General features: G+C 50.0%; 17 protein-coding genes. 9 read left to right on the plus strand and 8 right to left on the minus strand.

Going from position 1 to position 24,919, the window contains the following annotated elements:
- Nucleotides 1-109: 109 nt before the first annotated feature.
- The 3 genes from CWE09_RS10975 (at nucleotide 110) to CWE09_RS10985 (ending at nucleotide 6,370) form a co-directional block, all read left to right on the plus strand.
- A complete protein-coding gene (locus CWE09_RS10975) occupies nucleotides 110-2,020 on the plus strand; it encodes a CASTOR/POLLUX-related putative ion channel (protein WP_126804092.1) in 1,911 nt (636 codons plus the stop codon).
- Between the two features lie 143 nt (nucleotides 2,021-2,163).
- Nucleotides 2,164-3,207 (plus strand): efflux RND transporter periplasmic adaptor subunit, encoded by a 1,044-nt coding sequence (locus tag CWE09_RS10980; RefSeq protein ID WP_198679761.1) that lies wholly within the window; start codon nucleotides 2,164-2,166, stop codon nucleotides 3,205-3,207.
- A 1-nt stretch (nucleotide 3,208) separates the two neighbouring features.
- Nucleotides 3,209-6,370, plus strand: a complete 3,162-nt coding sequence (locus tag CWE09_RS10985; protein ID WP_126804093.1) for an efflux RND transporter permease subunit — start codon at nucleotides 3,209-3,211, stop codon at nucleotides 6,368-6,370.
- A 65-nt stretch (nucleotides 6,371-6,435) separates the two neighbouring features.
- Here the strand turns inward: CWE09_RS10985 and CWE09_RS10990 are convergent, their stop codons facing one another.
- Entirely contained in the window at nucleotides 6,436-6,645 is a 210-nt protein-coding gene (locus CWE09_RS10990) for a cold-shock protein (protein ID WP_126804094.1), read from the minus strand.
- A 284-nt stretch (nucleotides 6,646-6,929) separates the two neighbouring features.
- Between CWE09_RS10990 and CWE09_RS10995 the strand changes: the two genes are divergently transcribed.
- A complete protein-coding gene (locus CWE09_RS10995; protein WP_198679762.1) occupies nucleotides 6,930-7,994 on the plus strand; it encodes a cysteine synthase A in 1,065 nt (354 codons plus the stop codon).
- Here the strand turns inward: CWE09_RS10995 and rimI are convergent.
- Complete coding sequence (gene rimI, locus CWE09_RS11000; RefSeq protein WP_126804095.1) at nucleotides 7,991-8,452, minus strand: ribosomal protein S18-alanine N-acetyltransferase; 462 nt, start codon at nucleotides 8,450-8,452, stop codon at nucleotides 7,991-7,993. The genes CWE09_RS10995 and rimI overlap by 4 nt on opposite strands.
- Complete coding sequence (locus CWE09_RS11005) at nucleotides 8,452-9,915, minus strand: RimK family protein (protein ID WP_126804096.1); 1,464 nt, start codon at nucleotides 9,913-9,915, stop codon at nucleotides 8,452-8,454. The genes rimI and CWE09_RS11005 overlap by 1 nt, the downstream gene beginning before the upstream one ends.
- A 116-nt stretch (nucleotides 9,916-10,031) precedes the next feature.
- Here CWE09_RS11005 and hemH point away from each other — a divergent pair, with 116 nt between their 5' ends.
- Genes hemH through CWE09_RS11020 form a run of 3 tightly spaced genes read left to right on the plus strand, consistent with a single transcriptional unit; the run spans nucleotide 10,032 to nucleotide 13,442 of the window.
- A complete protein-coding gene (gene hemH, locus CWE09_RS11010; RefSeq protein ID WP_126804097.1) occupies nucleotides 10,032-11,117 on the plus strand; it encodes a ferrochelatase in 1,086 nt (361 codons plus the stop codon).
- 13 nt (nucleotides 11,118-11,130) lie between these two features.
- On the plus strand, nucleotides 11,131-11,658 hold the full coding sequence (locus CWE09_RS11015; protein ID WP_198679764.1) for a TIGR03546 family protein: 528 nt from the start codon (nucleotides 11,131-11,133) through the stop codon (nucleotides 11,656-11,658).
- The gene (locus CWE09_RS11020; RefSeq protein WP_126804098.1) at nucleotides 11,655-13,442 is read left to right on the plus strand and encodes a TIGR03545 family protein; all 1,788 of its coding nucleotides are present in this window, start codon (nucleotides 11,655-11,657) and stop codon (nucleotides 13,440-13,442) included. The genes CWE09_RS11015 and CWE09_RS11020 overlap by 4 nt, the downstream gene beginning before the upstream one ends.
- 81 nt (nucleotides 13,443-13,523) lie before the next feature.
- Here CWE09_RS11020 and CWE09_RS11025 read toward each other — a convergent pair whose 3' ends face one another.
- Genes CWE09_RS11025 through CWE09_RS11035 form a run of 3 tightly spaced genes read right to left on the minus strand, consistent with a single transcriptional unit; the run spans nucleotide 13,524 to nucleotide 17,632 of the window.
- A complete protein-coding gene (locus CWE09_RS11025) occupies nucleotides 13,524-14,696 on the minus strand; it encodes an E22 family MetX-like putative esterase (protein ID WP_126804099.1) in 1,173 nt (390 codons plus the stop codon).
- Entirely contained in the window at nucleotides 14,693-16,327 is a 1,635-nt protein-coding gene (locus CWE09_RS11030) for a long-chain fatty acid--CoA ligase (protein WP_126804100.1), read from the minus strand. Before CWE09_RS11030 ends, CWE09_RS11025 begins: the two co-directional genes overlap by 4 nt.
- Before the next feature lie 9 nt (nucleotides 16,328-16,336).
- The gene (locus CWE09_RS11035) at nucleotides 16,337-17,632 is read right to left on the minus strand and encodes a GntP family permease (protein ID WP_126804101.1); all 1,296 of its coding nucleotides are present in this window, start codon (nucleotides 17,630-17,632) and stop codon (nucleotides 16,337-16,339) included.
- A gap of 211 nt (nucleotides 17,633-17,843) precedes the next feature.
- On the opposite strand from CWE09_RS11035, the gene CWE09_RS11040 reads away from it, so the two are divergent.
- Nucleotides 17,844-20,087, plus strand: a complete 2,244-nt coding sequence (locus tag CWE09_RS11040; protein WP_126804102.1) for a TonB-dependent receptor — start codon at nucleotides 17,844-17,846, stop codon at nucleotides 20,085-20,087.
- A gap of 116 nt (nucleotides 20,088-20,203) precedes the next feature.
- Nucleotides 20,204-20,860, plus strand: a complete 657-nt coding sequence (locus CWE09_RS11045) for a response regulator (protein ID WP_126804103.1) — start codon at nucleotides 20,204-20,206, stop codon at nucleotides 20,858-20,860.
- Nucleotides 20,861-20,864: 4 nt separating this feature from the next.
- Here CWE09_RS11045 and CWE09_RS11050 read toward each other — a convergent pair whose 3' ends face one another.
- On the minus strand, nucleotides 20,865-24,251 hold the full coding sequence (locus tag CWE09_RS11050; protein WP_126804104.1) for a PAS domain-containing hybrid sensor histidine kinase/response regulator: 3,387 nt from the start codon (nucleotides 24,249-24,251) through the stop codon (nucleotides 20,865-20,867).
- 4 nt (nucleotides 24,252-24,255) lie between these two features.
- Nucleotides 24,256-24,873, minus strand: coding sequence for a trimeric intracellular cation channel family protein (locus CWE09_RS11055; RefSeq protein WP_126804105.1), 618 nt, complete (start codon nucleotides 24,871-24,873; stop codon nucleotides 24,256-24,258).
- Nucleotides 24,874-24,919: the final 46 nt, after the last annotated feature.

Below are 24,919 nucleotides of genomic sequence, written 5' to 3' on the forward strand. Positions count from 1 at the left end.
GGGCTAACTCCCTAATCATGAAAGAAAAATCAGATAACTTTACAGATGCTAGCAGCTGGCTGGCTGAATACAAGGCACTAAAACAAAGCTGACAATAAGGAAAAGGTACATGTTTCAACTGCGAGTGGTTGATCGTTTAAAGTATTATCTGGAGCGTCAGCTGGCTAAAGGGGCCCTGTATCAATTACTGGTGGTCTGGGTTCTGGTCGCTATTATTTCTGTAATTGGTGGATTGTTGGTGATGTGGGTCCGGGAGCCCGGGCAGACCGCCTCAGAGATTATCTGGTGGTCCTTTTTGCGCTTATCTGATCCCGGTTACCTGGGTGATGACGAAGGCATGTGGCGTCGCTTTATCTCCACTATTCTGACAGTCCTTGGCTATGTGCTTTTCATGGGTACGCTGGTGGCTATTATGACGCAGTGGTTGTTTCGCAAAATGCGCACACTGGAGCAAGGCCTGACCCCGGTTGCTTTGCAACAGCATCTGGTTATTCTTGGCTGGAACTCACGCACTTTGCCCATTGCGACTGAGTTGATGAGCACCCGGGGCGGCGCATATCTGGATATTAAAGGCAAAAAAACCAAACCCAAGCTAGCCATTCTGGCGGATGATATTACGCTGGGGCCGAGCGCTGAGTTATTCAGCAACCAACTGCTGTATAAGCAACGGCGTCGGGTGGTCATGCGTTCAGGATCCATACTGAATCCTGTGCACATGCATCGGGTAGCCGCTGGCAAGGCGCGGGCAGTCATTATTCCCTCGCGTAGTGACTTTGGCGGCAGCCTCTTAAGTGCTGATGCCGAAGTGGTGAAAATCTTGCTATCACTGAATATGCAGGAACATGAGGCGGGACGGCCTGCGGTGGTCGCCGAATTGCAAAGCGTGGACAAAATCCCATTGGCACTGCACTCCTATCATGGCCCTTTGCAACTGGTTGCCAGCGATATTGCGATTGCCCGCATGGTGACTCAAAGCCTGCTCCACCCCGGCGTAGCTGAAGTACTGAATAATCTGCTGGTCGATCCTAAAGGTTGTCAACTGCACCTTGCTCAGCCAGGAATGTTGCAGGGACGTACCTGGAAAGAGGTTGACGGGCATTTTGAGGCAGCGATTCCAATCGGTCTGGTACGCGCAGAAGAAGGGCATTGGGTACCTTTATTGAACCCGGCTCCAGAGACGCGCATTACCGCTCAGGATAAGCTGGTGCTGCTGGCTGATCATAGTCAGGACATTGTGCTGCTCCCACCTAAACATAAAGTTGAAAAGGCATTACCTGAGAGCCTGAAACTCACCAGAAAAGTAGCGAGAAGTGGTAAGCGTATACTGGTCTTAGGATGGAATAACAAAGTTCCGACTTTTGTGCATCAGCTGGCCAGTTTCCGGGAACATGATTTTGAGCTGACTCTGGTTTCTTCTTTGGCGGTGGAGGAGCGGCAATCTTTACTGGTAGACGCAGATATTCGTTATCAGCTGCAACAACTGGATTATACCATTCCTGGTAATATGCAAAAGCTGCAACCAGCAAGCTTCGATACGGTGATTTTATTTGGTAGTGACCGCTTACAGACCGGTGAAGAAGCGGATGCCCGCAGTATAGTGGCGAATCAGTTACTGGACTACTTACTTAAGTCCAGTTCACGTCGGCCGCAGATCCTGCTGGAACTTACCGATCCTAATAACGTGGGTTTCGTACACACAGCAGGTAGTGAAGTGTTACAAACTTCGTCTATGATCAGTCACGTACTGGCTCAGCTGGCGGTTTACCCAGAGTTACGTGCCGTTTACGATGAGTTATTGGCGGCTAACGGTAATAACATGATATTGCTACCTGTCCCTGATGAGTGGTTCGGCGTGCATAGCTTCCGTCAGTTACAGCGGGCAGTCAGTGAGCAGGGCGCTGTTTTACTCGGGCTGAAAGAGGAAAATCAGCCCTTGGCGCTTAATGTTGAACCTGCGAAGGTAATTGATATCGCTCAGGGTCTGCAGCTTGTGATTATGCAGAGTAACCTTGATGGATAGCTAATATATGCAGTGGGGTTATAAGTCAGGCAGAACCGTCGCATCTAAGAAGCCACTCATCGAAGGCGGCGCTGGAACTTCCGCAAAGGGCGCGACAATATGGTAAGCATAAGAATGGAACAAGGCTATAAGGGTTTTATCGAGTGATTAAATTATTGATGGTATCGCTATGTACAGCAATGCTGGCTGCCTGTAGCGGTGAACCAGAACATGATGAAGACGTTGGCGAAGAGCGACGTACCCCTATTGCCGCTTATGAAGTTGTGCCCCGGGACCTGTCACGGCAGGTAACTTTGTCAGCCACGGTAGAGCCACGCATTTTGATTCACCTGAATAGCCGTACTCAAGGCACAGTCCAGCATGTTCACGTTGAAGAAGGCGACGCTGTGGAAGCGGGTCAACTGTTGGCTGAGTTTGATGTTTCCGAACATGCAGTGGAATTACGTCGTGCTGAAGCCAGAGAGCAGGAAGCCCGGCTCGAATACGAGCGAGTGCAGCAGCTACGTGATAGCGACTCTATTAGTGTTGCAGAGCAACAACGTGCTGAAGCAGCGTTTAAAGTCGCTGAAGCAGAACGTGAATTGTGGCAGACACGAATGAATTTTGGACGAATTCTGGCGACTCAGGATGCGGTTGTTGTGGAACGGCATATCGAGCAAGGAGAATCGGTTGAAAACCAGGAGCCCTTATTTGAGCTCGCGGTTATGCGCGAGCTGGTCCTGCGGCCCGGTGTATCAGAACGTGATGTTCGCTATCTGACCGTTGGTCAGCGAGTACCTGTGAGGCTGGATGCCATGCCAGGTGAGTTTATCGAGGGCACGATCCGACGGATTTTTCCTATGGCAGACCGTTCCAGCCGGTTGGTTCAGGTTGAAATTTTACTGCCGGAGAATAGTTTTGAAGAAGGTATTCGACCCGGGTTTCTGGGCCGTATTCCTATGATCATTGATGCTCGACCGAATACTCTTGCAGTGCCCGCCGCAGCTATTGGTGATGGTGACGGCGAGCGTTACATATACCTGATACGGGATGAGCGACTGCATTATCAGTCAGTTGAAACGGGGATCACTCGTGGTCAGTGGACTGAAATTACAGCGGGCATTGAAGCCGAAGATGTGGTGCTGGCGACGAATCCAATAGATATGAGCGAAGGAACCGCCGTGCGCATTGTAAACTGGCGGGGTTGATATGAGTAAGGATAGCAGACGCGGTCTCGCAAGCCTGGCTATTCGCCGGCCCATAGGAACACTGTCAATTGCCTCTGTGATTATTGTACTGGGCCTGTTCTTTGTGCAGCGCTTACCTGTCGATCTGCTTCCGCATATTGAGTATCCGCAAATTACCATAACGGTCAATTACCCAGGGGTAGCACCTGAGGTCATGGAAGAGCAGGTTACCCGGGTGATTGAGCGCAACATGGCGGGCGCAGAGAACCTTGTGCTGCTGGATAGCCGTGCCTCTGAGGGGCGTACCAACGTTAATTTACACTTTGAACTGGGTACTAATCTGGATCTGGCCTTACAGGATGCGGGGCGTCTGCTTGAGTTAGCCCGCACTCAGTTACCTGCGGATATTGAACCGCCACGCCTTTATAAGCGTGACCCTTCGCAGGATCCAGTATGGCAGGCAGGCTTCAGTTCCAGTATACGTTCTGAGGTCGAGGTTCACGACTGGGTTATCAACCAGCTTACTCCACAATTAAATGCCATTAATGGGGTCGCTTCGGTAGAAGCCGCGGGTGGTCAGGAACGGGAAATACAGGTTGTTGTTGATCAGCATCGGCTGCGCGCTTTTGGCATTACCATGAATGATGTGAACGATTTACTGGCCGCAGAAAATGTAGATATAGCCGGTGGCTGGATGACTTCGGAAACTTTTGATGTGATGGCCAAAACAGACGGCATGCTGACTTCAGCTGAGGATGTTCGAAACCTGCTGTTGACGGTACCAGACAGCGAGCAGCGTATAAGATTAAGTGAAGTCGCAGAGGTTGAAGACGGTCATCGCGAGCAGCGTTTATTTGCGCGACTGAATGGTACCCCGGCGGTTCAAGTGTCGGTGACTAAGCAGCCTGAATCCAATACTGTGGATGTGGTAGAGCAGGTGCAGGCGGTCATGGCGCAGCTAGAACGTTCAGGTTTTTTACCGGAGGATATTGAATATCAGGCTATTGATGACCCTGCCTATTTCATTCGTGGCGCTATCACCAGTGTGGGTACGGCTGCTTTATTGGGTGGGTTGCTTGCCATGCTCATGGTGTTCTTATTCCTCGGGAGTCTGCGCAAAAGTTTTGTAATAGGGCTGTCTATTCCTATTGCGATTATGGCGACTTTTAGTCTGATGGGATTAAGTGGCCTGACATTGAATGTTATCAGTTTAGGGGGGCTGGCGTTAGGTGTGGGGCTGCTGCTGGATAACGCTATTGTCATGCTGGAAAATATATTCCGCCATAAAGAACAGCTGGGTAAAAGCGCGGATGAATCAGCACATGCGGGCGCGCGCGAGGTGACTTCGGCGATCACTGCCGGTACGTTGACTAACTTAGCGGCGGTGTTGCCTTTTCTGCTGATTACAGGTTACGCGGCAATGATATTCCGTGAACTGATTTTAACCATTTCATTCGCCATTCTTGCAACCCTGGCTGCGGCTTTGACCGTAGTGCCTATGCTGGCTGCGTTGCTAGCGCGTATTAAATGGCAAAGTGGGCTATCGGAGTCGCGGTTAATACGTGGCTTTGATCAGATTATTGATGTTGTTCGTCATGGTTATGTTAAAGCGCTTAAACCGGTATTACGCTTTCATTATATGACTATTCTGGTAGCTGCTTTGGCAGTGTTTGGCATTATTCGTATTGGTGGTGAGTTAGGTAACGAGTTTCTACCTCAGGTAGACGATGGTGGTGTTGGTGTTCGGCTTAGCCTGCCCAGCGGCACGCCTCCAGATGAGACTGACAGGGCCGCGCGGCAGATTGAAGAAGTGATTATGCAAATGCCTTATGTAGAATCTGTTTTCGCTCTGGTGGGAGGGCACCTGGGAGGTGGTATTGTCAATCCACGACCAGGCACCAGTAATTTGAGAATCCAATTGGAACCTGCCTCTCAGCGCCCTGATATGAGCGCAGGCAGATGGGTTAATGAAGCGCAGTCGCGTCTGGATGAGTTGGATTTACCTGGTGCCCGTATCAGCGTGCGGCCGCCGTCTATTTCCGGTCTGCAATTCAGTCCGGGTGGCAGCGATTTTTCAATCAGCATTGTCGGCGAAGATTTAATGGGATTACGTCATACCGCCAGGGACGTAGCGGCCAGGCTGCAGGGCATTGAAGGTCTGGAAGGCGTTGAAGTCGGGCGGGAAGATCAAAGCCCGCTGATGCGTATTTTGGTGGATCGTGAACGCGCGGCTGACCTGGGGTTACGGGTTTCTGAAGTAGGGCGAGCCGTTCGTGATGCTGTGGATGGCGCTGTGCCAACCCGCTTTATCGATGGTTCTTACGAGTATGACATTCGGGTACGTTTGCCGCGCGATCAGGTCGCCGACGAAGAAGTACTGGGTAATCTGATTCTGTTTCGGGTGCAGGGCGAACCTGTTTTGCTGCGCGATGTGGCCGAATTTCAACTGGGCGAGGGACCCGCTCATATTGAACGTGAAAATCAGAATCGGGTAGTGCGTATTAACGGCGATATTAATACGGAAGCTTCTGACGTCGGTACTATCATGGCGGAAGTGGAGCGGCGCATGGCCGATTTTGATTTACCAGAAGATTTCAGTCTCATTTATTCTGGCCAGTGGGAAACTATTCAGGAAACCAATCAGGAACTGCAAACCGTCGTTCTGTTGGCGCTGTTTCTGGTATTTGTGGTATTGGCAGTACAATACGAACGTCTGAGCAACCCACTGGTTATTCTGACCGCCGCGCCTCTGTCGCTGCTAGGTGTGGTGGGCATTCTGGGGTTAACCGGTACAGCCATGTCTGCGCCAGTACTAATAGGCGTCGTACTACTGATCGGCATAGTAGTCAACAACGCTATTTTACTGGTCGAGTACATAGAAGTGGGTCGTCGTGAACAGGGCCTGAGCGTTTATGACGCTGTATTAGGAGCCGCCAGTGTGCGTCTGCGGCCAATTTTGATGACTACATTAACCACCGTACTGGGCATGTTGCCATTGGCTATTGGGCTGGGTCAGGGGGCGGAAATTATGCACCCACTGGCACTGGCTGTGGTGGGCGGACTGAGCGTGTCTATGTTTTTGACCCTGTTCTTAGTCCCCGCGTTTTATATGATAGTCAGTGGCATTGCGGAACGCATTAAGGCCTTACTTACTGGGCAAAAAGATACTGGGCAAAAGGCATAAAAAAAGGTCGGTTTACACCGACCTTTTATGAATCTCTTAGCGTGCAAGCCAGAGTGTCCTTTAGATTATAAAGGAGTGACGTTCTCGGCTTGAGGGCCTTTTTGACCTTGAGTCACAGAGAACTGCACCTTTTGGCCTTCAGCTAGTGAACGGAAACCGTCCGCATTGATAGCGCTAAAGTGAACGAATACGTCCGGACCTTCTGCGCGCTCAAGAAAACCAAAACCTTTAGATTCGTTGAACCATTTTACGGTGCCAGTGATGACTTCAGACATAACTTATCCTGATTTTTAACTATTAAATTGCATAGCCTTTCGGCTGATTATCGCTGGAAGCAGCAAGGACTTATGTGGAACAGGACGAGATTCTACCAAACGGGGAAGGTCGTACGTGTCTATAAATTCGAGCTGATATTCAAGCTTCTATCAGTATACATCTGAATAGCAGGGGGTCAAATTAATTTGTATATCTATATGCAGATTCTTCAGGTGAAGCCTTTACTGAGCTGCTTTATACTGGACTCAATTATGTAGGCTATTAATTCCATCAGGAGTAAATAATGAGGCATTTGAGAAGCGCACAGCGGCAGGCTGATTTGATTGGGCAAACCGATATGTTACGGGTGCCTTCATTGTCTGCACTGAGTGGTTGCGATATTTTTCTGAAATGCGAATTTCAGAATCCTGGAGGTTCGATTAAGGATAGAGCGGCCTTGCAGATGGTTACCGACGCTATGCAGGATGGAGCTTTAAAGCCGGGCATGACGATTGTCGAGGGAACCGCCGGCAATACTGGCATCGGCCTGGCCGTGGTGGCCCGTTCACTGGGCCTGGATTTGCTGGTTGTTATGCCAAATGACCAGACGGCTGAGAAAACCCGCATGATAGAGATGCACGGAGCGCGCCTGAAGGCTGTTGATCCGGTGCCTTTTAAAAATGAAAACCACTTTTATCATACGGCGCGGCGACTGGCTGAGGAAAATGCTGCTTACTGGTGGGCTAATCAGTTTGAGAATACCAGCAATATGCGTGCGCATTACCTGCATACAGGGCCGGAAATCTGGCAACAGATGGAGCAGAATATCGACATTCTGGTATCGGTATCCGGCACTGGCGGCACCATCGCTGGCAACTCTCGTTTTTTGAAAGAGCAGAACCCTGAACTGGAAGTCTGGCTGGCAGACCCTGATGGCTCCGGTAGTTATCATTTTCTTAAAACCGGCGAATATAAAGCGGAAGGGGGTTCAATGACCGAGGGCATTGGCATCATGCGCCGGGTAGAGAATTTCCGTCAGGCAAAAATAGATTATGCGCTGAACCTGCCGGATCAGGATCTGGTGAGCATTGCTGAATATGTACGTAAGCAGGATGGCATTGTATTGGGGAGTAGTTCAGCTTTGAATCTGGCCGCCGCTTATTTTGCCGCGCTGCAGCGTGGTCCAGGCAAACGCATTGTTACTTTTGCCTGTGATCTGGGGGAGCGTTCGGCATCTAAATTGTATAATGACCAGTATTTAAAGAGTCGGGACTTAAATCCGGAAGCCGAAGCGATCGACAGTCTTAGTGCACGTTATCGTGCCGCTGAAGGGCAGGTGCTTCAGGTTACCCGAGACTACAGTAGTTAACAGACAGCAGCGGTGTCAAAACTGAGCTGCATTTTGTAACCATCACTGCCGTCTTCATAGTAGTTCGGCAGTAACTCGGTCACTTCAAATCCGTGTCGGTGGTAAAGTCTCACGGCGGCCTGGTTGTCGCACTTTACTTCAAGTCTGACGCCTGACTTACGCTCTTCTTGAGCCTTCCGCAAAATATGCCTGAGCAGTTGCTGGCCTATGCCTTGTCCGCGGCAGTTTTCGCTGATAGCCATAGAGTAGAGGCGCCAGTACTGGCTATTCTGACGATGCAGAACAATAGCATAACCAGCGAGTTGTTCGCCGTTCAGTGCCAGCAGGCAATAGGCAGACGGGCTTTTGAGGAGTCGGCGAAAGCTGCGCATACCTATCTGGTCATAACTAAAGCTTTGTTGTTCCAGCTGATGCAGAGCACTGGCGTCAGTCACCAGCGCTTCCCGTAGAGTGATCATTAACGTTCCAGTCGGCGCACAAAATCAGCCATGATAATACGATAAAGTTCGTCACTCAGGTGCTGATCTTCCACCCCTTCATCAATGGAAGGGTTGTCATTGATTTCGATAATAACAGGGCCTTTAGCGGTTTCTTTCATATCAACACCATAGAGGCCGTCCCCAATCAGGCGGGTAGCCTGCAGAGCGACTTTGATGACCTCTTTAGGTACCTGGTGCACGCCCATGCAGGCAAAGTCACCACTGCGATTTTTCACGCTTTCGCTGTGGTTATAAATCTGCCAATGATTGCGCGCCATGAAGTATTTACAGGCATATATAGCCCTGTTGTTAAGTACGCCGATACGCCAATCAAAATCAGTCGACAAAAATTCCTGCGCTAACAGAATAGTTGATGTCTGAAACAGCTTATTGGCGGTATCTTTCAGTTCGGTCTCGTTGCTGGCTTTTTCTACGCCAATAGAGAATGAGCCGTCTGGAATTTTGAGCACCACCGGATACCCCAGGCGTTCTCCAATAGCCGCGTAGTCAATGCTGTCACTACTGATGAGAAGCTCAGCACGGGGCATAGGCACGTTGTGTTTTTCCAGCAGTTCATGCAGAAACACTTTATTGGCACATTTTAAGATAGCGTCCGGGTCGTCTATGACTACCATGCCGTTGGCTTCTGCTTTTTTGGCAAAGCGGTAGGTATGATGATTAATGCGTGTGGTTTCACGAATAAAAAGCGCATCAAACTCAAGTAGCCGACTGTAATCTTTGGCAGTAATGAGTTCTGCGTCCATATCGTTGGCGCGTGCTGCCTGAATGAATTTTTGCAGCGCTTTTTTATCGCTGGTTGGAATGTGTTCGTCCGGATCATGCAAGATAGCCAGGTCATACCGGTATTCTTTGCGCGCGCGGGCTTTACGCCATACTCGTTTACTGAAATTATCCAGAGCGTTGGCGAACAGAGTTTGCTCGGCGTCATCGAGTTGTGGCAGTGCACGGTTTTGCAGGTCTTTGATCTGCCAGTCCTCATTGCGCTGGAAGGTCACCTGTAAAACTGGACAGGGATAAGCTTCAAAGAGCTGGCGCGCAAGCAGCGACAGTTCACTTTCCTGAGTCTGGCCGAAGCAAATCAGAATCTGCAACTCAGTTGCATCTGACTGGCCGATTTTAGCTGCATACTTGTTCAGCTGACGGGTCATGTCACGCAAAAACAGCTGGTAATGCGGTAAGTTGGTTAAGTCATTCATCGCGCTGGCGGCCGGCAGTGCCCGCTGACCACGGGCCTCAGCCAGCAAACTGACATAATAACCAGTAGACAAATAGGATAAATCAGCACACAGGTTGATAATAGTGCCGCGATGACGGGCACCAGATTGCTGCATATATTCCTGAGCACTCATCACTGCCTGGCTTGGGTGGTAGGGTTGCCAGTCAGATAAATCATCCAGAATAATTAGAGCGGTATTGCGCATTGGTGCCTCAGCTTGAAAGACTAAGCTTAGTTGAACTAAAAGGGGCGAAAACCCGTAGGTTACCCCCATACTAACCAGTATAATGGCGCACATTTCATTAAAAGGACAACAGAATAATGAAGTATCAGGGCAGAGATGATTTCAAGCATAGTGAAGTCGGTAAAATCGGGGTATTGATTACCAATCTGGGCACTCCACAAGCCCCTACAGCAAAGGCATTACGGACTTATCTGGCGCAGTTTCTGAGCGATCCCAGAGTCGTAGAAGTACCCCGTTTGTTGTGGCGTATCATCCTGCATGGAGTGATACTGCGTATACGTCCTGCGCGTTCGGCCGCGGCATATAAAACCGTGTGGACAGACAAGGGCTCGCCGCTGGCTTTTCATACCCAGGCTCAGTGTGAAGCCTTAGCGGAAAGTTTGCATAAACATTACGGTGATGACGTAGTGGTAGACTACGCAATGCGTTATGGTAAACCCGCGGTAAGCGATGCCATTGAGCGTCTGATGCAGGCTGGCGTACGTAAATTAGCGGTGTTGCCTCTGTATCCTCAGTATTCAGGTTCAACCAGCGGTTCTACTTTTGATGCCATAGCTGATGACTTTACTCAACGCCGCTGGCTACCAGATTTTCGTTTTATCAGTCATTACCATGATTACCCGGCTTATATTGCAGCTGTGGCTGAGAAAATAAAGGCGCATTGGGACAAGCACGGGCGCACCGATAAGCTGATGTTCTCTTATCATGGAGTACCCAAGAAGTATCTGCTTAAAGGCGACCCCTACCATTGCGAATGTTATAAAACGACCCGGCTGGTTGCAGAATATCTGAATTTAGCTAAAGATGAGTACATGACAACTTTTCAGTCGCGTTTTGGTCGTGAACCCTGGTTACAGCCCTACACCGATGAAACCCTGAAAAGCTTGCCTGGCAAAGGCGTGAAGTCAGTACAGATGGTCTGCCCTGGATTTTCCTCCGACTGTCTGGAGACCATTGAAGAAATTGGTGAAGAGAACCGTGAATACTTTATGGAAAGTGGCGGTGAAGATTATCAGTACATTGAGTGTCTGAATGCGGATGCAGCTCACATAGAAATGATGACCCAGCTATTGCTGGAAAATATGCAAGGCTGGCAGGCTCAGAAAGCGGCTGAAGCACAACAAACGGAAACCCTGGCTAAAGAGCTGGGGGCGAAGCAATAATAAGGGAAGGATCATGCTGACAATGCTGGCGCGCTTTTTAAAAGCGCTAAATTCTGAAGCAGGACCCTGGGCAATAGCCTGGGCTTTTGTGCTGGGTATGATTATGGGGTTAACGCCTTTAATCAGCCTGCATAATTTAATTATTCTGTTTTTGGCGCTTTCCCTGAGAATTAATTTTGCCGGTTTTTTACTGGCTTTCTTATTCTTCTCTGGCCTGGCTTATCTGTTTGATCCTATCGCTGATTATATCGGCGAGTCTTTGTTGCAGGCGGAAGCACTGGCGCCACTGTGGTACAGCCTCTATGAAATGCCGGTCGCCCGTTTGTTCCAGTTTAATCACACTATTACTTTAGGCAGCCTGGTCTTTGCGTTGCTGATTTCCCCTCTATGGCTGTATGCCAGTTATTATCTGGTGGTTAACTATCGTACGCGGGTTAAGGCCTGGTTTGTGAAGCTGAAAATTGTGCAGGGCCTGAAGGGCAGTAAGTTCTACGGCATTTACCAGCGTGTGGATGGTTTTCGTCGGGGGACCTCGCTATGAATAAGATTATTCGCTGGCCCGGCCTTATTACCTTCGTCGCCATTGTAGGCGGCCTGGTTGCTATTGTGTTGTTATTTACTGAACCCTTATTGCGTTGGGGGTTGGGTACTGGTTTGACTCGGGCGAATGGTGCTGAAGTTAATATTAATGAGCTGGATCTGCGTTGGTCGCCTTTTGCGATTGAATTGCGCGATGTGCAATTTACCGATCCGGATACTCCAGAGCTTAATCGCTTACAAGCAGATCGCATTAGTTTTGGCATGAGTCTGGGCGAAGCTATAGTCGGGCGTATTCATATCCATGAGCTGACAGCGACTGGAATTGCTATGGGCGTCGAACGGGACAGCCCGGGCCGGGTTCGGACGGACTATATTGCTGAGCGTGAAGCCGAGCGTGATGGGCCAGGCTGGCGCGAGCGCATCGCTGATTTGGATATCAGCTTACCGTCTACAGACGAATTACTGGCACGTAGTGAGATACGTACTCCCCAGGTCGTAGATGAAGTTACTGAACGCACCCGGACAACACGGGATGAGGTCAGTAACAGACGGGACGATTTGCCCAGCTCAGAGCGTGTGCAGGAATATGAAGAGCGGCTGCGCGAGTTACGTGAAAAACGCCCTCGCAGCCTGGAAGATTTTGAACTGGCACGACAGGAGCTAACGCAGCTGCGAGATGATATCCGCTCTGATCGCGATGCCGCGGTGGCGTTTCGCGATAGTGTAGATGAAGCGCAATCGCAGTTGCGCAGTGATTTGGACAACCTGCGCCAGGCACCGACCGATGATATTCAGAGGGTCAGCCGCTTGCTGGCAATGGACAGTGATGCTCTTAGTGATCTGACCGGCATATTTTTTGGTCCTCAGGTTCAGCAATGGACAGATTATATTCTGATCGCCTACGATTTTGTCGGCCCTATGCTGCAGCAGTTTGCCGAAGATGAAGAGCAGCCCAGCCGCTGGGAAGGTCGTTACATAGACTTTGACCGCGAGAATCGCCCCAGCTTTTTGATCGACCTGGCTCATACGGAAATCACCTTTGCTGAAACCAGCCTGGATATACGTTGGGACAATATTACCTGGCAGCATGAACGATTAGGCGAATCAACAACCTATCGGGTAGCGGCCAGTGCCAGTCCTTACTGGCAAAGCCTGAGTGCTGATGGCGACTTCTTTATTGATGAAGCGATCGAATTCAGTGGTAATCAGGAGTGGTCACTACAGGGCGCTGAACTGGCAGCACAGACTTTGCTTGAACAATCTGATCTGACAGCCCGTATGACGGGAGCCATGCTCAATAGTGAAGGCCGTATTTCTTTATCTGAAGGTGCTTTTAGTGGCGGTGGCGGCATTCAGCTCAGCGAAGTCGGACTGAGTGCTGAAGGCGACCGAACCTGGGTTCGTATGATGAATGATGCGTTAAGCCAGATTCAGTCTTTTGATATGGATGTTGGCATACGGGGTCGAATGGGTTCGCCGCGACTGAGTCTGAGTTCAGATTTGGATAATCAACTGTCGGCGGCTTTCAGTGGGGTTATGCAGGAAGCTGCTGATGAGCGCATGGCTGAAGTCCGGGCTCGTTTACAGAGTGAAGTGGATGCAGCGTTAACGGATGTGCAGCCACGCCTGGATCAGGTGAATGAGTGGCGCGAACTGGCGGAAAACCGTGAAGGTGCGCTGCAGAACCTGCTTGACGAGGAAGTTGAGAACCTGCAGGACAGCGCTCGGGAAGCATTGGAAAACCGTTTGCGTGATGCGATTCGTGGCCATTTAGGGCGAGGTTAATCAGGTAGAGGTCAAGCAGCAAATAGTGGAGCAATGTCCGCATGTTCAGAAGCGGACATTGCTTTAGTTAACAGTCGATATTTATTGCAGGAATTCTTTCAGCTCCTGTGCCCGGCTTTCAATGCTCATGATGCCATCCAGATGTCCCCAACTCCCTTCAATTTCCAGATATTGACTCTCTTTACCTAATTCCTGCAACAGCTCATGAGCTTTGCGTGCCATTGCCGGTCGCAATAGCAGGTCATTAGTGGCCGGCATGAAAAGGCTTCGGGCTTGAATAGGTTCCAGCCCGCTACGCAAGTCTTCTTGCATACCAGCGATAAATAACTGATTGGCACGTACCAGATAGAGAACATGGTTAGCATCCGCATATAGCGCGCGCTCTGCCGCCCGTTCGCGCAACCAGTTCACCTCACTGTGATAGCTCTGTATATTGTGCAGAGGCCCTTCAGCCAGGGTCTCGTGATCAGGGAAAGTAGCGTTGATAATATCCGGGTGCATGGCCTGCAAACTGATTTGCATCAGCGCTTGTTGCAAGCCATTAAGTGGTGTTTCGGCGTCATAATAGTCACCTTTATTCCAGTTGGGGTCGGCCAGAATCGGCTCAGCCCATTGCTGCAAATTGAGCACTGTCCAGGGGTCGGCCTGGGCCATGCCAATAACAGACACCATACGTTCCACTTTTTCCGGGTAGGCGGCCGCCCAGTCAATGGCCTGCAAGGAGCCCATGGAAGCGCCAATTACTGCATGCAGGTTTTCAATGCCCAGCTCATCCAGCAGTGCTTTCTGTACATTGACAAAATCACGAATGGTGACAACAGGGAAGTCCAGCCCATAGGGCGCGTTGGTTTCTGGGTTTATTGTGGCAGGCCCCGTAGTGATAACTTTAGGATTATGCGGTTCCTGATTGACCAGAGTGTCGACACTAATGACGTAGAATCGGTCAGTGTCGATAGCTTTTCCCGGACCTACAATAGCGTCCCAGTAACCAATAGCTCCGTCGGCTTCGTACTGACCGGCGACATGGCTGTTACCGGAAAAGAAATGGGTGATTAAAATGACATTGTCCCGCGCTTCGTTAAGTTCACCGTAGGCTTGCCAGCCAACTTTAACCTCGGCCAGTGTCTGACCATTAAATAACTCGAAATCCTGGGTGGTGAAGCTGCGTTTTTCTACCCATTCTGCATGGAGAGAAAAGCTCATGAAGAGCAACATAAGTCCTGCGGTTAAGCCGCTTTTCAAGTTGATAGTCATGTTGTTTTTCCTTGCTCGATTAAATAGTTGATGTACTGATCACGGAGCTTATTTTTGAGTAATTTGCCGGTGCCAGTGTGGGGTAACTGGTCGACAAATATAATGTCATCGGGGGTCCACCATTTGGCAATTTTGCCTTTGAGAAAGTCATACAGACTTTGCTTATCGGCTTCATAGCCGGGGTTGGTAATTATCAGTAGCAGAGGGCGTTCATCCCACTTGGGATGCTTCACACCAATGACACAGCTTTCGTTAACCATAGGATGCTGGCTGGCAAGGTCTTCGATTTCCAGCGAACTTATCCATTCACCGCCGCTTTTTATGACATCTTTTTTGCGATCGACAACGCGCATGTAGCCTTGTGGGTTGATCACGGCAATGTCACCAGTGGCAAGCCAGCCATCAGGAAAAGAGCTCAGGTCTTCGTGCTTGAAGTACTGACTGCAAATCCAGGGACCCCGTACGCGAAGTTCACCACTGCTTTCACCATCATGAGGCAGTGGCTGATTTTCAGCATCGAAAATGTCCATTTCGACACCAAAAGCGGCGCGGCCGGCTGTGGTTTGCAATTCAAAACGCTGTTCCAGAGGCAGTGCCATGATATCCGCTGTTGGTGGGGTAGAGGTTGCCAGAGGTCCGGTTTCTGTCATGCCCCAGATAGGTTGCCAGTACACGTTATAATATTCATGGTAAGCCCTCACCAACCCCATAGGCGAGGCAGCACCGCCAACACAGACTCTTTGCAACGGAACATCAGTAATCCCTTTATTCTGCAGGTAATTGTGCAATGTTAACCAAACGGTGGGTACGCCAAGGCCGATATCCACCTTATGCTCGCGTATTAACTCCCAGACCGCATCCCCCTGCATGCCACTACCGGGCAAGACCAATTTGCAGCCCGCCAGGGGTGCCGCATAAGGCGCACCCCAGGCGCCAGCATGGTACATAGCAACCATAGGCATAAGTACGCTGTGGCTACGCAGCCCAAGCAAACTCTCAGACACGGTCGCCTGGGCATGCAAGACCATAGCCCGGTGAGAATATAAAACCCCTTTTGGATTGCCGGTCGTCCCCGATGTATAGCAGAGCAGGGCCGCCTGGTTTTCGTCAAATTCTGGCCAGGCATAGGTGTCACTGTACCCCGCAATTAAATCTTCATAACAATGCACGTCAGGCAAGCTGGTTTCTGGCATGTGCTGACGATCGGTTAACACTATGTAGCCTTTGACGTGAGGCAATTGGGGGGCTATGTGTTCAAGCATACCTACGAAATCAAGGTCGACAAACACATAGCTGTCGTCTGCGTGTTGAATAATATATTCAATCTGTTCGCTGAAAAGTCGTGGATTCACTGTGTGCAGCACTGCACCGTAGCCGCTGACACCATAATAGAGTTCGACGTGACGGTAGGTGTTCCAGGCCAGACTGGCAATACAGTCGCCCTGGCGAACGCCTAAGTCCTGTAGAGCACGGGCAAGCTGCGCACTGCGCTTCCAGGTGGCGGCATAGGTAGTGCTGTGAATATCGCCTTCCTGCCGCCGACTGATAATTTGCTGTTGCGGATAGTTAGTCGCGGCATGGCGTAGTAAGTCGATAATACGCAAAGGGGTGTCCATCATGAGTGCTTGCATAATCGTCTCCTAAAACAGGTTAAATAAAGCAATGGCCATCGCCAGGCCGACCAGCGGCACGACCACAGTGACACAAGCTACAGGCCCATAGGCCGCACTGTGTTTTTCGCCACAGATAGCGCGAATAGTGGTTACTACGTAGCCGTTATGAGGCAAGGAGTCTAAGGCGCCTGAGGAGATGGAGACAATACGATGCAACTCATCGGGATGTACTCCCGCGTCCAGATAGTGAGGTCCGATTTCCGGCAGAGCAATGGCCTGGCCCCCAGAGGCAGAGCCTGTTAAACCGGCAATCACGCTAACGGCAATGGCAGCGCCCACAAGCTCGTTACCCGGAATAGAGGTCATCGCCAGTACGGCGGCTTCAAAACCCGGTGTCACCCTGGCGACTGAGCCAAAACCCACTACCGCAGCGGTATTGCCTATCGCAATCAGTGCCCCGGTAGTGGCTTCGCCCATGGCATTCTGGATATCGTTAAAGAATTTCCAGTTGATAATGCAAATGGTGAGTACCCCACCGAGTAAAGCGACTATCAATGCCATTTGCTGAAGCTGTTGATGAAAGGTGAAGGACAATCCAAGCACTACAAAAAGCGGAATAATACCTGTTATCGGATGCGGACGGCGGCGGTTAACCAGCACTGGGTCGCCTGCTCTTTCTTCAAAATGCTCACCACTGGCTACTGCCTTCAGGATCATTTTGCGCAGCCACCAGTAGCCCACAATCGCCATGAAAATAGCAACCACCAGGCTGACTTCCCAGGCAGCATAAGGTGAGGTGCCTAAATAGGCGATAGGTATCCAGTTCTGAATTTCAGGCGAACCGGCTGAGGTCATAGTGAAAGTAACAGAGCCAAACGCCAGTGCCGCGGGTATAAAACGGCGCGGTAAGTTAGCATCTTTAAACAGGCTCAGTGCCATTGGGTAAACCGAGAAGGCCACCACGAATACACTGACGCCCCCGTAAGTTAAGATGGCGCAGGCCATGACGACTGCCAGAACTGCGTTTTTCATACCAATACGTTTTACAATCCAGTCAGCCACGCTGTCAGCTGCCCCGGTATCTTCCATGAATTTACCGAACATAGAGCCCAGTAAGAACATAAAGAACCAGGCGGCGACAAAGCTGGCAAACCCGTCCATGTAGTTTTCTACAAAATTAATATCACCCTGAAATACCGGGATGCCACTGGTCAGAGCGACCAGCAAGGCACATACAGGGGCGCTGATAAATAAATTCCATCCGCGCAGTGTCATTACAATCAGCAACACCAGGCCACCGACCAGTCCTATTATGCTTATCATGCATTACCTCGTAAGCGCATTAAGTGATTAACTGTCCTGCCATGACGTTAAGAGCACCGAACTACATTGTGCGGCAAGCTTGAAAATGACCCTATAGTACTATCGTACAGATCACAAACTGATAACATTCCGCTACAGTGTGTTGGCCATGACTAATTAATTGAGTACCAGACAGCAGAATCTGGACATCTAATAATTTGAGGAACAACACATGAAAAAGCAGACTTTTAAACACTCACTCTGTGCGCTCGCCGTCAGTGCGGTGTGCGCAGGTCTAAGCACTTCCGCCCTGGCACAGCAAAACGATGAAGTTGAAGCTGAAGACGAGGGACGGTTGGAGCGGATTCAGGTAACAGCGCGACGTTCGGTCGAAAATCTGCAGGAAGTGCCGGTAGCCGTAAGTTCTTTCAGTGAAGACGACATGCAGCGCGTGGGCATGGATGATATTACTGAACTACAACAGCGGGTACCCAATACGACTTTGCAGGTGAGTCGGGGGACAAACTCAACCTTAACCGCCTACATCCGCGGTATAGGCCAGCAGGATCCGCTGTGGGGTTTTGAACCTGGTGTCGGTGTATATATTGATGATGTATATATCGCTCGCCCTCAGGGGGCGGTATTGGAAGTGTTTGATGTTGAACGGGTAGAAGTCCTGCGAGGACCCCAGGGGACCCTATACGGCAAGAACACCATTGGCGGCGCCATGAAATACGTCACTAAGCCGCTGTCAGGAATGAACGAGCTGAGCGTGCGGGGCGCTATTGGCTCCTATAATCAACGTGATCTTAAAGTGTCAGGACAAACTGCGCTAACCGATGATTTTTATGTTGGCGCTGCTTTTGCGACGATGAACCGGGACGGTTACGGCGAATTTATTAATACTGGCGATGATAATTACAACAAAGAACTAATGACCGGTCGGGTAAGTGCCCAATGGACACCAACTCAGGATCTGACATTCCGTTTTTCCGCCGATAAAACCGAAGACAGCTCCAATTCGCGTGGTGGTTACCGTTTGACCACCAGTCAGGTAACCGGAGAAGAACCTCTGGACAGTGTTTATGATTCGCAAACTGCGATGCCTGTGCGCAATCGGGTAGAAACCGAAGGTTTGTCTTTATCCGTAGACTGGGAGCTGGATGAAAGCTGGACGGTCCGTTCAATAACGGCTTATCGGGAAGGTTATACGGATACTAATATTGACTTTGATTCCACTGCTGAGCCTACGCTCAATGTGCCCGCTATTTATGAGGATGACCAGTTCACTCAGGAGTTCCAGCTCAATTACCGGAGTATGAACTTCGATTTCGTCAGTGGCCTTTATTTCTATGAAGGGGAAGCGTGCGGACTCTTTGGCACCATTCTGGGTGGCCTGGGGGTTACCGTTGAAAACAGTGGCTGTGTTGATACTTCAAGTCAGGCTGTGTTTGGGCAGGGTACCTATCGATTTACTGACCAGTGGTCTTTAACTCTGGGGGGACGTTATACCCAGGATGATAAAGACGCTAATGTTTATCGCGCACTCTATGCAGGTATAAAATACCCAGATGACGAAGCTCCGCTGTTGGCAGTGAACTCTGACTTCGAAACACAAGCGGACTGGAGTCGATTCTCTCCGCATGCCAGCGTGCAGTATAAAGCTACTCGTGATCTCATGTATTACGCCAGTTATAGCAATGGTTTTAAATCTGGCGGGGTCGACATGCGTGCGGATCAAAGCCTGAATCCGGATGCGGACCAGCCGTATGATCCTGAGATTGTTGACACCTTCGAAGTCGGTTTGAAAAGCGAACTCTTTGACCGCCGTGTGCGCTTGAATGCGGCGCTGTTTTATTCTGACTACCAGGATATGCAGGTTACCGTGCAACGGGCAGTGGACGCCGGGGTTGCTTCGCAGGTCCTGAATGCGGCAGATGCAACTATTCAGGGGTTTGAGATTGAGTCAATCCTGTCAGTTACTGACAGCCTGTCGTTGAATGCAACTGTGGGTTATGTGGATGCAGAATTTGATGAGGTGGCTTTTTTCAATCCGGAAACTGGCCAGGTAGAAGATGTTTCGGACCTCTGGTCATTTGCAAATACACCAAAATGGAGCGCTAATCTGGGTTTCACTCAGGAGCTTCGTTCAGCCTGGGGGGATCTGGTTTGGTCGGGTAACCTGTCGTACCGCAGTGCAACACAGATTTTCGAGGTGCCTTCTATGCTCGATATGGGCGGCTACAGTCTGGCCAATACCAGTCTGGTTTGGTACTCAGATGATGGCCATTGGAACGCCGGTCTGCACATAAAAAATCTGTTTGATAAAGAACATCGTCTTTCTGGTTATAACTTTGCTGCACCACGAGATGCTGATGGCAACGTGGTTGGAGCAGGCCTCGGCGGTGAAGATACTATTGTCGGCTACTACGGTGCGCCACGGACGATATCTCTGACTGTAGGTTATCGTTTTTAACTGACTCCGCGTATTGCTATTGGTGTTAGTTTAGCCACCTGTTGCAGCTATGCGCAGGTGGCTTTTTTTATCCGCTTAAGGTACAAACGATGGCAGGAATTAACGGGATGCAAAAAATGGCACGAGCAATTATAGCTGATGATCACCCTTTGTTTCGGGCTGCCTTACGCCAGGCTTTAAGCAGCAGTCTGGACAGTGGGATTTTAGAAGTTGCCAGTTTTTCGCAACTGGAAAGTTTGTTACATGAAGCCCCTCAGGTCGAGTTAGTTTTTCTGGATCTTAATATGCCAGGTAATCAGGGTTTGACCGGACTGACTGCAATTCGCAATCAGTTTCCTGACGTACTGGTGGTAGTGGTTTCGGCGAACGAACAGCTGGATGTTATCCAGCGCGCGCTGGATTTTGGTGCCAGTGCGTATATTCCGAAGTCTGTGCCGCTGGAGTCGCTAAAGCTGGCCGTGGAAACTGTGTTAGCTGGAGATACCTGGATTCCTCCTCACTTGACGGATGCGGTAAAGGCTGGGCAGCAGAGTGAGAAACAGAGTGAGGAACAGAATTTTGCACGTCAGCTGGAACAGCTGACACCGCAACAGTTTAAGGTTTTGCAATGTATTGCTGATGGTTTGTTGAATAAACAAATTGCCTATCAACTCAATGTTCAGGAAACCACCATTAAGCAGCATGTGTCTGCTATTTTGCGGAAATTGGGTGTTATTAACCGCACTCAGGCGGGCATTATATTCCGCCAGATGCTGCGTGCTGAAGAAGAGTGAAAAATTACAGATAACGTTTTAGCAGGCGTCGGAGTGCTGCCGTTTTTACCGGTTTAGGAATGAAGTGGGCTTGCTCGGCAATGACAGCCTCGCGTATTTTTTCACTGTGATCGGCCGAATTAATAATAGCCGGTATTGCTTTCTGCCATTGCTCACGCAACCTTTGAATTACCTGGATGCCGGTCTCACTATGGTCGAGATGATAATCGACCAACAGTAAATCTGCTATTTTTTCAATTTCAGTCGCTTGTTCGACCGAACTGACGGCGCTTACTTCAGCTCCCCATTCACGCAAAATCTGGCTGATGGCATTAAGTACCTGAGGATCGTTATCTACGGTAATAATATGTGTTCCCTGCAGGAATTTGTCGCCTTCGTTTTGTGCACGTATGCTCTTCTCGGGTTGAGTATTAAGCTCCCAGTCATATAGTGCTATTTGCAACGAAAAGCAGGTTCCCCGGTCGAGCTTTGATTGAATATGAACCGGAATACCGAGCAGACGTGTCATGCGGTCTACAATAGCCAACCCAAGTCCTAGTCCAGGGTTATCTCCATCATCCTCTAACTGCTGAAATTCATCAAAGATGATTTCTAATTTATCTTCGGGGATACCAGACCCCGTATCTATAACTTGCAACAGAATATGATCCTTTCGGCGTCGCACTCCACACAAGATACGACCATTGCGGGTATAACGAATAGCATTGGAAAGCAGATTTTGCAGTACACGCTGTAATAACCGGCGGTCACTTAATACGATTGCGCTGGTGGGCCGAATTTTGAGCGTCAGTCCTTTATCTTCCGCCATGACTGAGAAGGTGCTATCCAGGTTGTTGAAGATATCCTGTAGCGGCAGCGGGGCTATTTGTGCTTTTAAGTGACCGGATTCCAGTTTAGTCATTTCCAGCAACATAGTAAGCAGTTCTTCAGCATTATGGAGCGACTGTCGAATTTGATTGAGAAGTTGTTTCTGACTACTGTCTATTTGCTGTGCCAGCATGTCACAAAGCAGGGTGGCGGCATTAAATGGCTGCATCAAGTCGTGACTGGCTGCGGCGAAGAATTTGGTTTTGCTTTGATGCGCGTCTTCGGCAGCCAGTTTTGCATGGTTGAGTGCCTGGGTGCGTTCTTCTACTCTGGCTTCCAGCTCCTGATTAATACGTTGCAGCTCCTGCTGTGCGCTGACCAGTAAAGTTATATCGGTATAGGTGGTTACAAAACCACCTTCCGGCATGGGATTCCCCTGCAACTCAATAATGCTGTCAGCATGGGCCCGCTGATAACGATAGGCGCTGCCTTGTTTGAGGTACTCAAGGCGTTTATCGACCTCTTTCTGCAGCTCATTTTGCGCTTTGTTGCCAAATAAACCGCGCTCGGCGTTAAAGCGCAAGAGGTCAGCTACTGGCATGCCAGCGCTGATAAAACCGTCCGGGTAGTTGAATATTTCCAGGTAACGGCGGTTCCAGGCAACCAGCCGCAGGTTATCGTCGATAACGCTGATGCCCTGGGGGATATTTTCAACCGATGCCTGTAACAGTTCGCGATTAAATTTATACAGCCGGGAGGCTTCGGTTGCCCAGTTGACCACCTGTGCAATGGGTAAGTTAGGTTGATGCTCCAGACTTTCAAACATCAGCCGACTGGCGGCGCTGCCGATGGCACCCGCCAGCTCGCGTTCGACTTGTGCAATTAAACCTGATGGCGCCCATTCATCGGCAGGTTGGGTTAATAATGGTGTGTTGAGACGTTTTTCCAGTTGTTGAATATCATCCTGGTCGACAAAGCGTGCTAATAGCTCGCGCAAACGGCCCCAGGTTAGCTGGGCCTGGTGCGGGCCTTCATGGTAATGGCCTTCGGGGTCGGTAAAGCTGAGACTTTGTACTTGCTCACGCGGGCTGTGCCGGGTGAGCAGAGAGACCAGCACATAAAGGGCCAGGTTAACTCCCAGGCTAAGCAGTATGCCGTTGCTTAAACGGGCTTCCAGCTGGCCGCTGATGGAAGGCGCGGATTCCTGTAAGGAGGGTAGTAACAAGAAGATCACCCAGCATAGAGTGCCAGCGATAAGGCCAGCAATGACACCGCTGTGAGTGGCTCTTTTCCATAGCAACCCGCCAAGCATAGCTGGGGCTAACTGAACCAGCAGCGCCATGGCGATTAAACCATTACTGACCAGTGGTAAGCCAGCCTCAGTCAGCTGATGGTAGCCGTAAGCCAGTGCAATAATTGCGGCAATGGTGATACGACGGATGAGCAGGATTTTATCGGATGTCAGGGTGAGCAGAGGCTTTTTGGCCTGTTCTTTGCGTACCAGGAGCGGAGTAATGACATCATTTGCGATCATAATACTGAGTGCCAGAGTTGCCATAATAACCATGCTGGTCGCGGCACTTAAGCCACCAATAAAGGCAATCAGGCTTATTAGTGGTTGTTCTGCAGCAATGGGTAGCGCCAGCATAAATGTATCGGTACCACTGAACTCGGGAACCAGAAGACCGCCGGCAAGGGCGATGGGTAAAATGAAAAAGTTGATAGCAAAAAGGTACAGGGGAAATGCCCAGCGCGCGGTGCGGAGTTCGCTTTCATGGCTGTTTTCAATAAAGATAACCTGAAACTGGCGCGGTAAAACAAACATAGATAAAGCGCCCAGCAGCATATGGGTGATATAAACATAAGTACCATTGGGCACCCCTTCTAACATGATGCGGGTATCTGTCGATGAAGCGGCTTGAATAAACAAGTCATTCACGCCATCAAATAAAAAATAGGTGCAGAAAATACCCACGAGCAGAAAAGCAGCCAGCTTTACGATGGATTCAAAAGCAATGGCGTCCATTAACCCCGGATGTTGTTCCGACAGGCTTAATCGGCGAGCACCGAATAAAATAGCAAATCCCATCATAGTTAAGGCGACCAGCGTCGACACATCATTAAACCAGGGCAATTGCTGGGCATCGAAACCGGTGACAGCGGCGAAGCTGGCCGTAACAGCCCGCAGCTGTAATGCTATATATGGGATCAGTGCCAACAATGAAATGATAGCTGCCATAGCCGCGAGTGACTGCGACTTGCCGTAGCGGGCACCAATGAAGTCAGCAAGGGAAGTAAGGTTTTGTGCTTTAACAACGCGAAGCAATTTTATCTGCAGTTGGTGCGCGACAATGAACACCAGAATAGCCCCTGCATAGGTGGGGGCAAACCACCAACCATAATAGGCAGCCTGAGTAATGGTGCCGTAAAATGCCCAGGTGGTGCAGTGCACACCTAGTGCCAGCGTGTAACGCCAGGGCCGTGCCTGACCATGGCGGGGATTTCGTTCTCCCCGTGAGGCAATACTGAAAAGGAGCAACAGATAGAGACTGGCGACCAGAAGGACAGTACCTACCCCTAACATAAGATTATCTCGGTTCCTGATGGTCGCTGAACACCGGCAGTGACCATTTGTAACGAATGGCTCCCATCCGTAAACCGAAAGTAGTGACTAAGGCAGCGATCATGGCCAGCGTGTCGTGTATCGGATACAAAATAACGAAAACACTGGCGCCGGCAATGCACGTAGTGGCGTAGAGCTCACTTTTCAGCACCATAGGTATATCGCGTGCAAGAACATCCCGGATCATGCCGCCAAAAACTGCTGTCATGGTACCCAGAATGATAGCGGTAAAGCCGCTGACTCCGGCTTCGAGAGCCTTCTCGGCACCCAAGACGGTAAAAAAGGCGATACCCAGCGCATCGGCAAACAGCAGTCGGTTGACTGGAATGTAGGCACGGAAGCGAAGCCATACGATAGTAATAGTGGCGGCTGTAAGAATCACGATAAAATAGGTAGGGTCATGCAACCAGAATACCGGTAAGTCCAGTATTACATCGCGGGTTGTTCCTCCTCCGATGGCTGTGACTGAAGCGAGCACGACAACTCCAAAGCCATCCATTTGCTTGCGGAAAGCGAGCAAAGTGCCTGCAATAGCAAACACTGCAACACCTAGTAAATCAGTAATATAGAACCAGTCGAACATGAATTAGGCCGCACCTTGAAATAAATCCAGTCTGCCAGCAAATGGG

The sequence above is a fragment of the Aliidiomarina minuta genome, assembly GCF_003987145.1.
GTDB lineage: Bacteria > Pseudomonadota > Gammaproteobacteria > Enterobacterales > Alteromonadaceae > Aliidiomarina > Aliidiomarina minuta.

Bases quoted from the DNA above. Each gene is read 5' to 3' on its own strand.
- CWE09_RS10975 (WP_126804092.1), top strand. From the start codon at position 110: ATGTTTCAACTGCGAGTGGTTGATCGTTTAAAGTATTATCTGGAGCGT.
- CWE09_RS10985 (WP_126804093.1), top strand. From the start codon at position 3,209: ATGAGTAAGGATAGCAGACGCGGTCTCGCAAGCCTGGCTATTCGCCGG.
- CWE09_RS10990 (WP_126804094.1), bottom strand. From the start codon at position 6,645: ATGTCTGAAGTCATCACTGGCACCGTAAAATGGTTCAACGAATCTAAA.
- CWE09_RS10995 (WP_198679762.1), top strand. From the start codon at position 6,930: ATGAGGCATTTGAGAAGCGCACAGCGGCAGGCTGATTTGATTGGGCAA.
- rimI (WP_126804095.1), bottom strand. From the start codon at position 8,452: ATGATCACTCTACGGGAAGCGCTGGTGACTGACGCCAGTGCTCTGCAT.
- CWE09_RS11005 (WP_126804096.1), bottom strand. From the start codon at position 9,915: ATGCGCAATACCGCTCTAATTATTCTGGATGATTTATCTGACTGGCAA.
- hemH (WP_126804097.1), top strand. From the start codon at position 10,032: ATGAAGTATCAGGGCAGAGATGATTTCAAGCATAGTGAAGTCGGTAAA.
- CWE09_RS11015 (WP_198679764.1), top strand. From the start codon at position 11,131: ATGCTGACAATGCTGGCGCGCTTTTTAAAAGCGCTAAATTCTGAAGCA.
- CWE09_RS11020 (WP_126804098.1), top strand. From the start codon at position 11,655: ATGAATAAGATTATTCGCTGGCCCGGCCTTATTACCTTCGTCGCCATT.
- CWE09_RS11025 (WP_126804099.1), bottom strand. From the start codon at position 14,696: ATGACTATCAACTTGAAAAGCGGCTTAACCGCAGGACTTATGTTGCTC.
- CWE09_RS11030 (WP_126804100.1), bottom strand. From the start codon at position 16,327: ATGCAAGCACTCATGATGGACACCCCTTTGCGTATTATCGACTTACTA.
- CWE09_RS11035 (WP_126804101.1), bottom strand. From the start codon at position 17,632: ATGATAAGCATAATAGGACTGGTCGGTGGCCTGGTGTTGCTGATTGTA.
- CWE09_RS11040 (WP_126804102.1), top strand. From the start codon at position 17,844: ATGAAAAAGCAGACTTTTAAACACTCACTCTGTGCGCTCGCCGTCAGT.
- CWE09_RS11045 (WP_126804103.1), top strand. From the start codon at position 20,204: ATGGCACGAGCAATTATAGCTGATGATCACCCTTTGTTTCGGGCTGCC.
- CWE09_RS11050 (WP_126804104.1), bottom strand. From the start codon at position 24,251: ATGTTAGGGGTAGGTACTGTCCTTCTGGTCGCCAGTCTCTATCTGTTG.
- CWE09_RS11055 (WP_126804105.1), bottom strand. From the start codon at position 24,873: ATGTTCGACTGGTTCTATATTACTGATTTACTAGGTGTTGCAGTGTTT.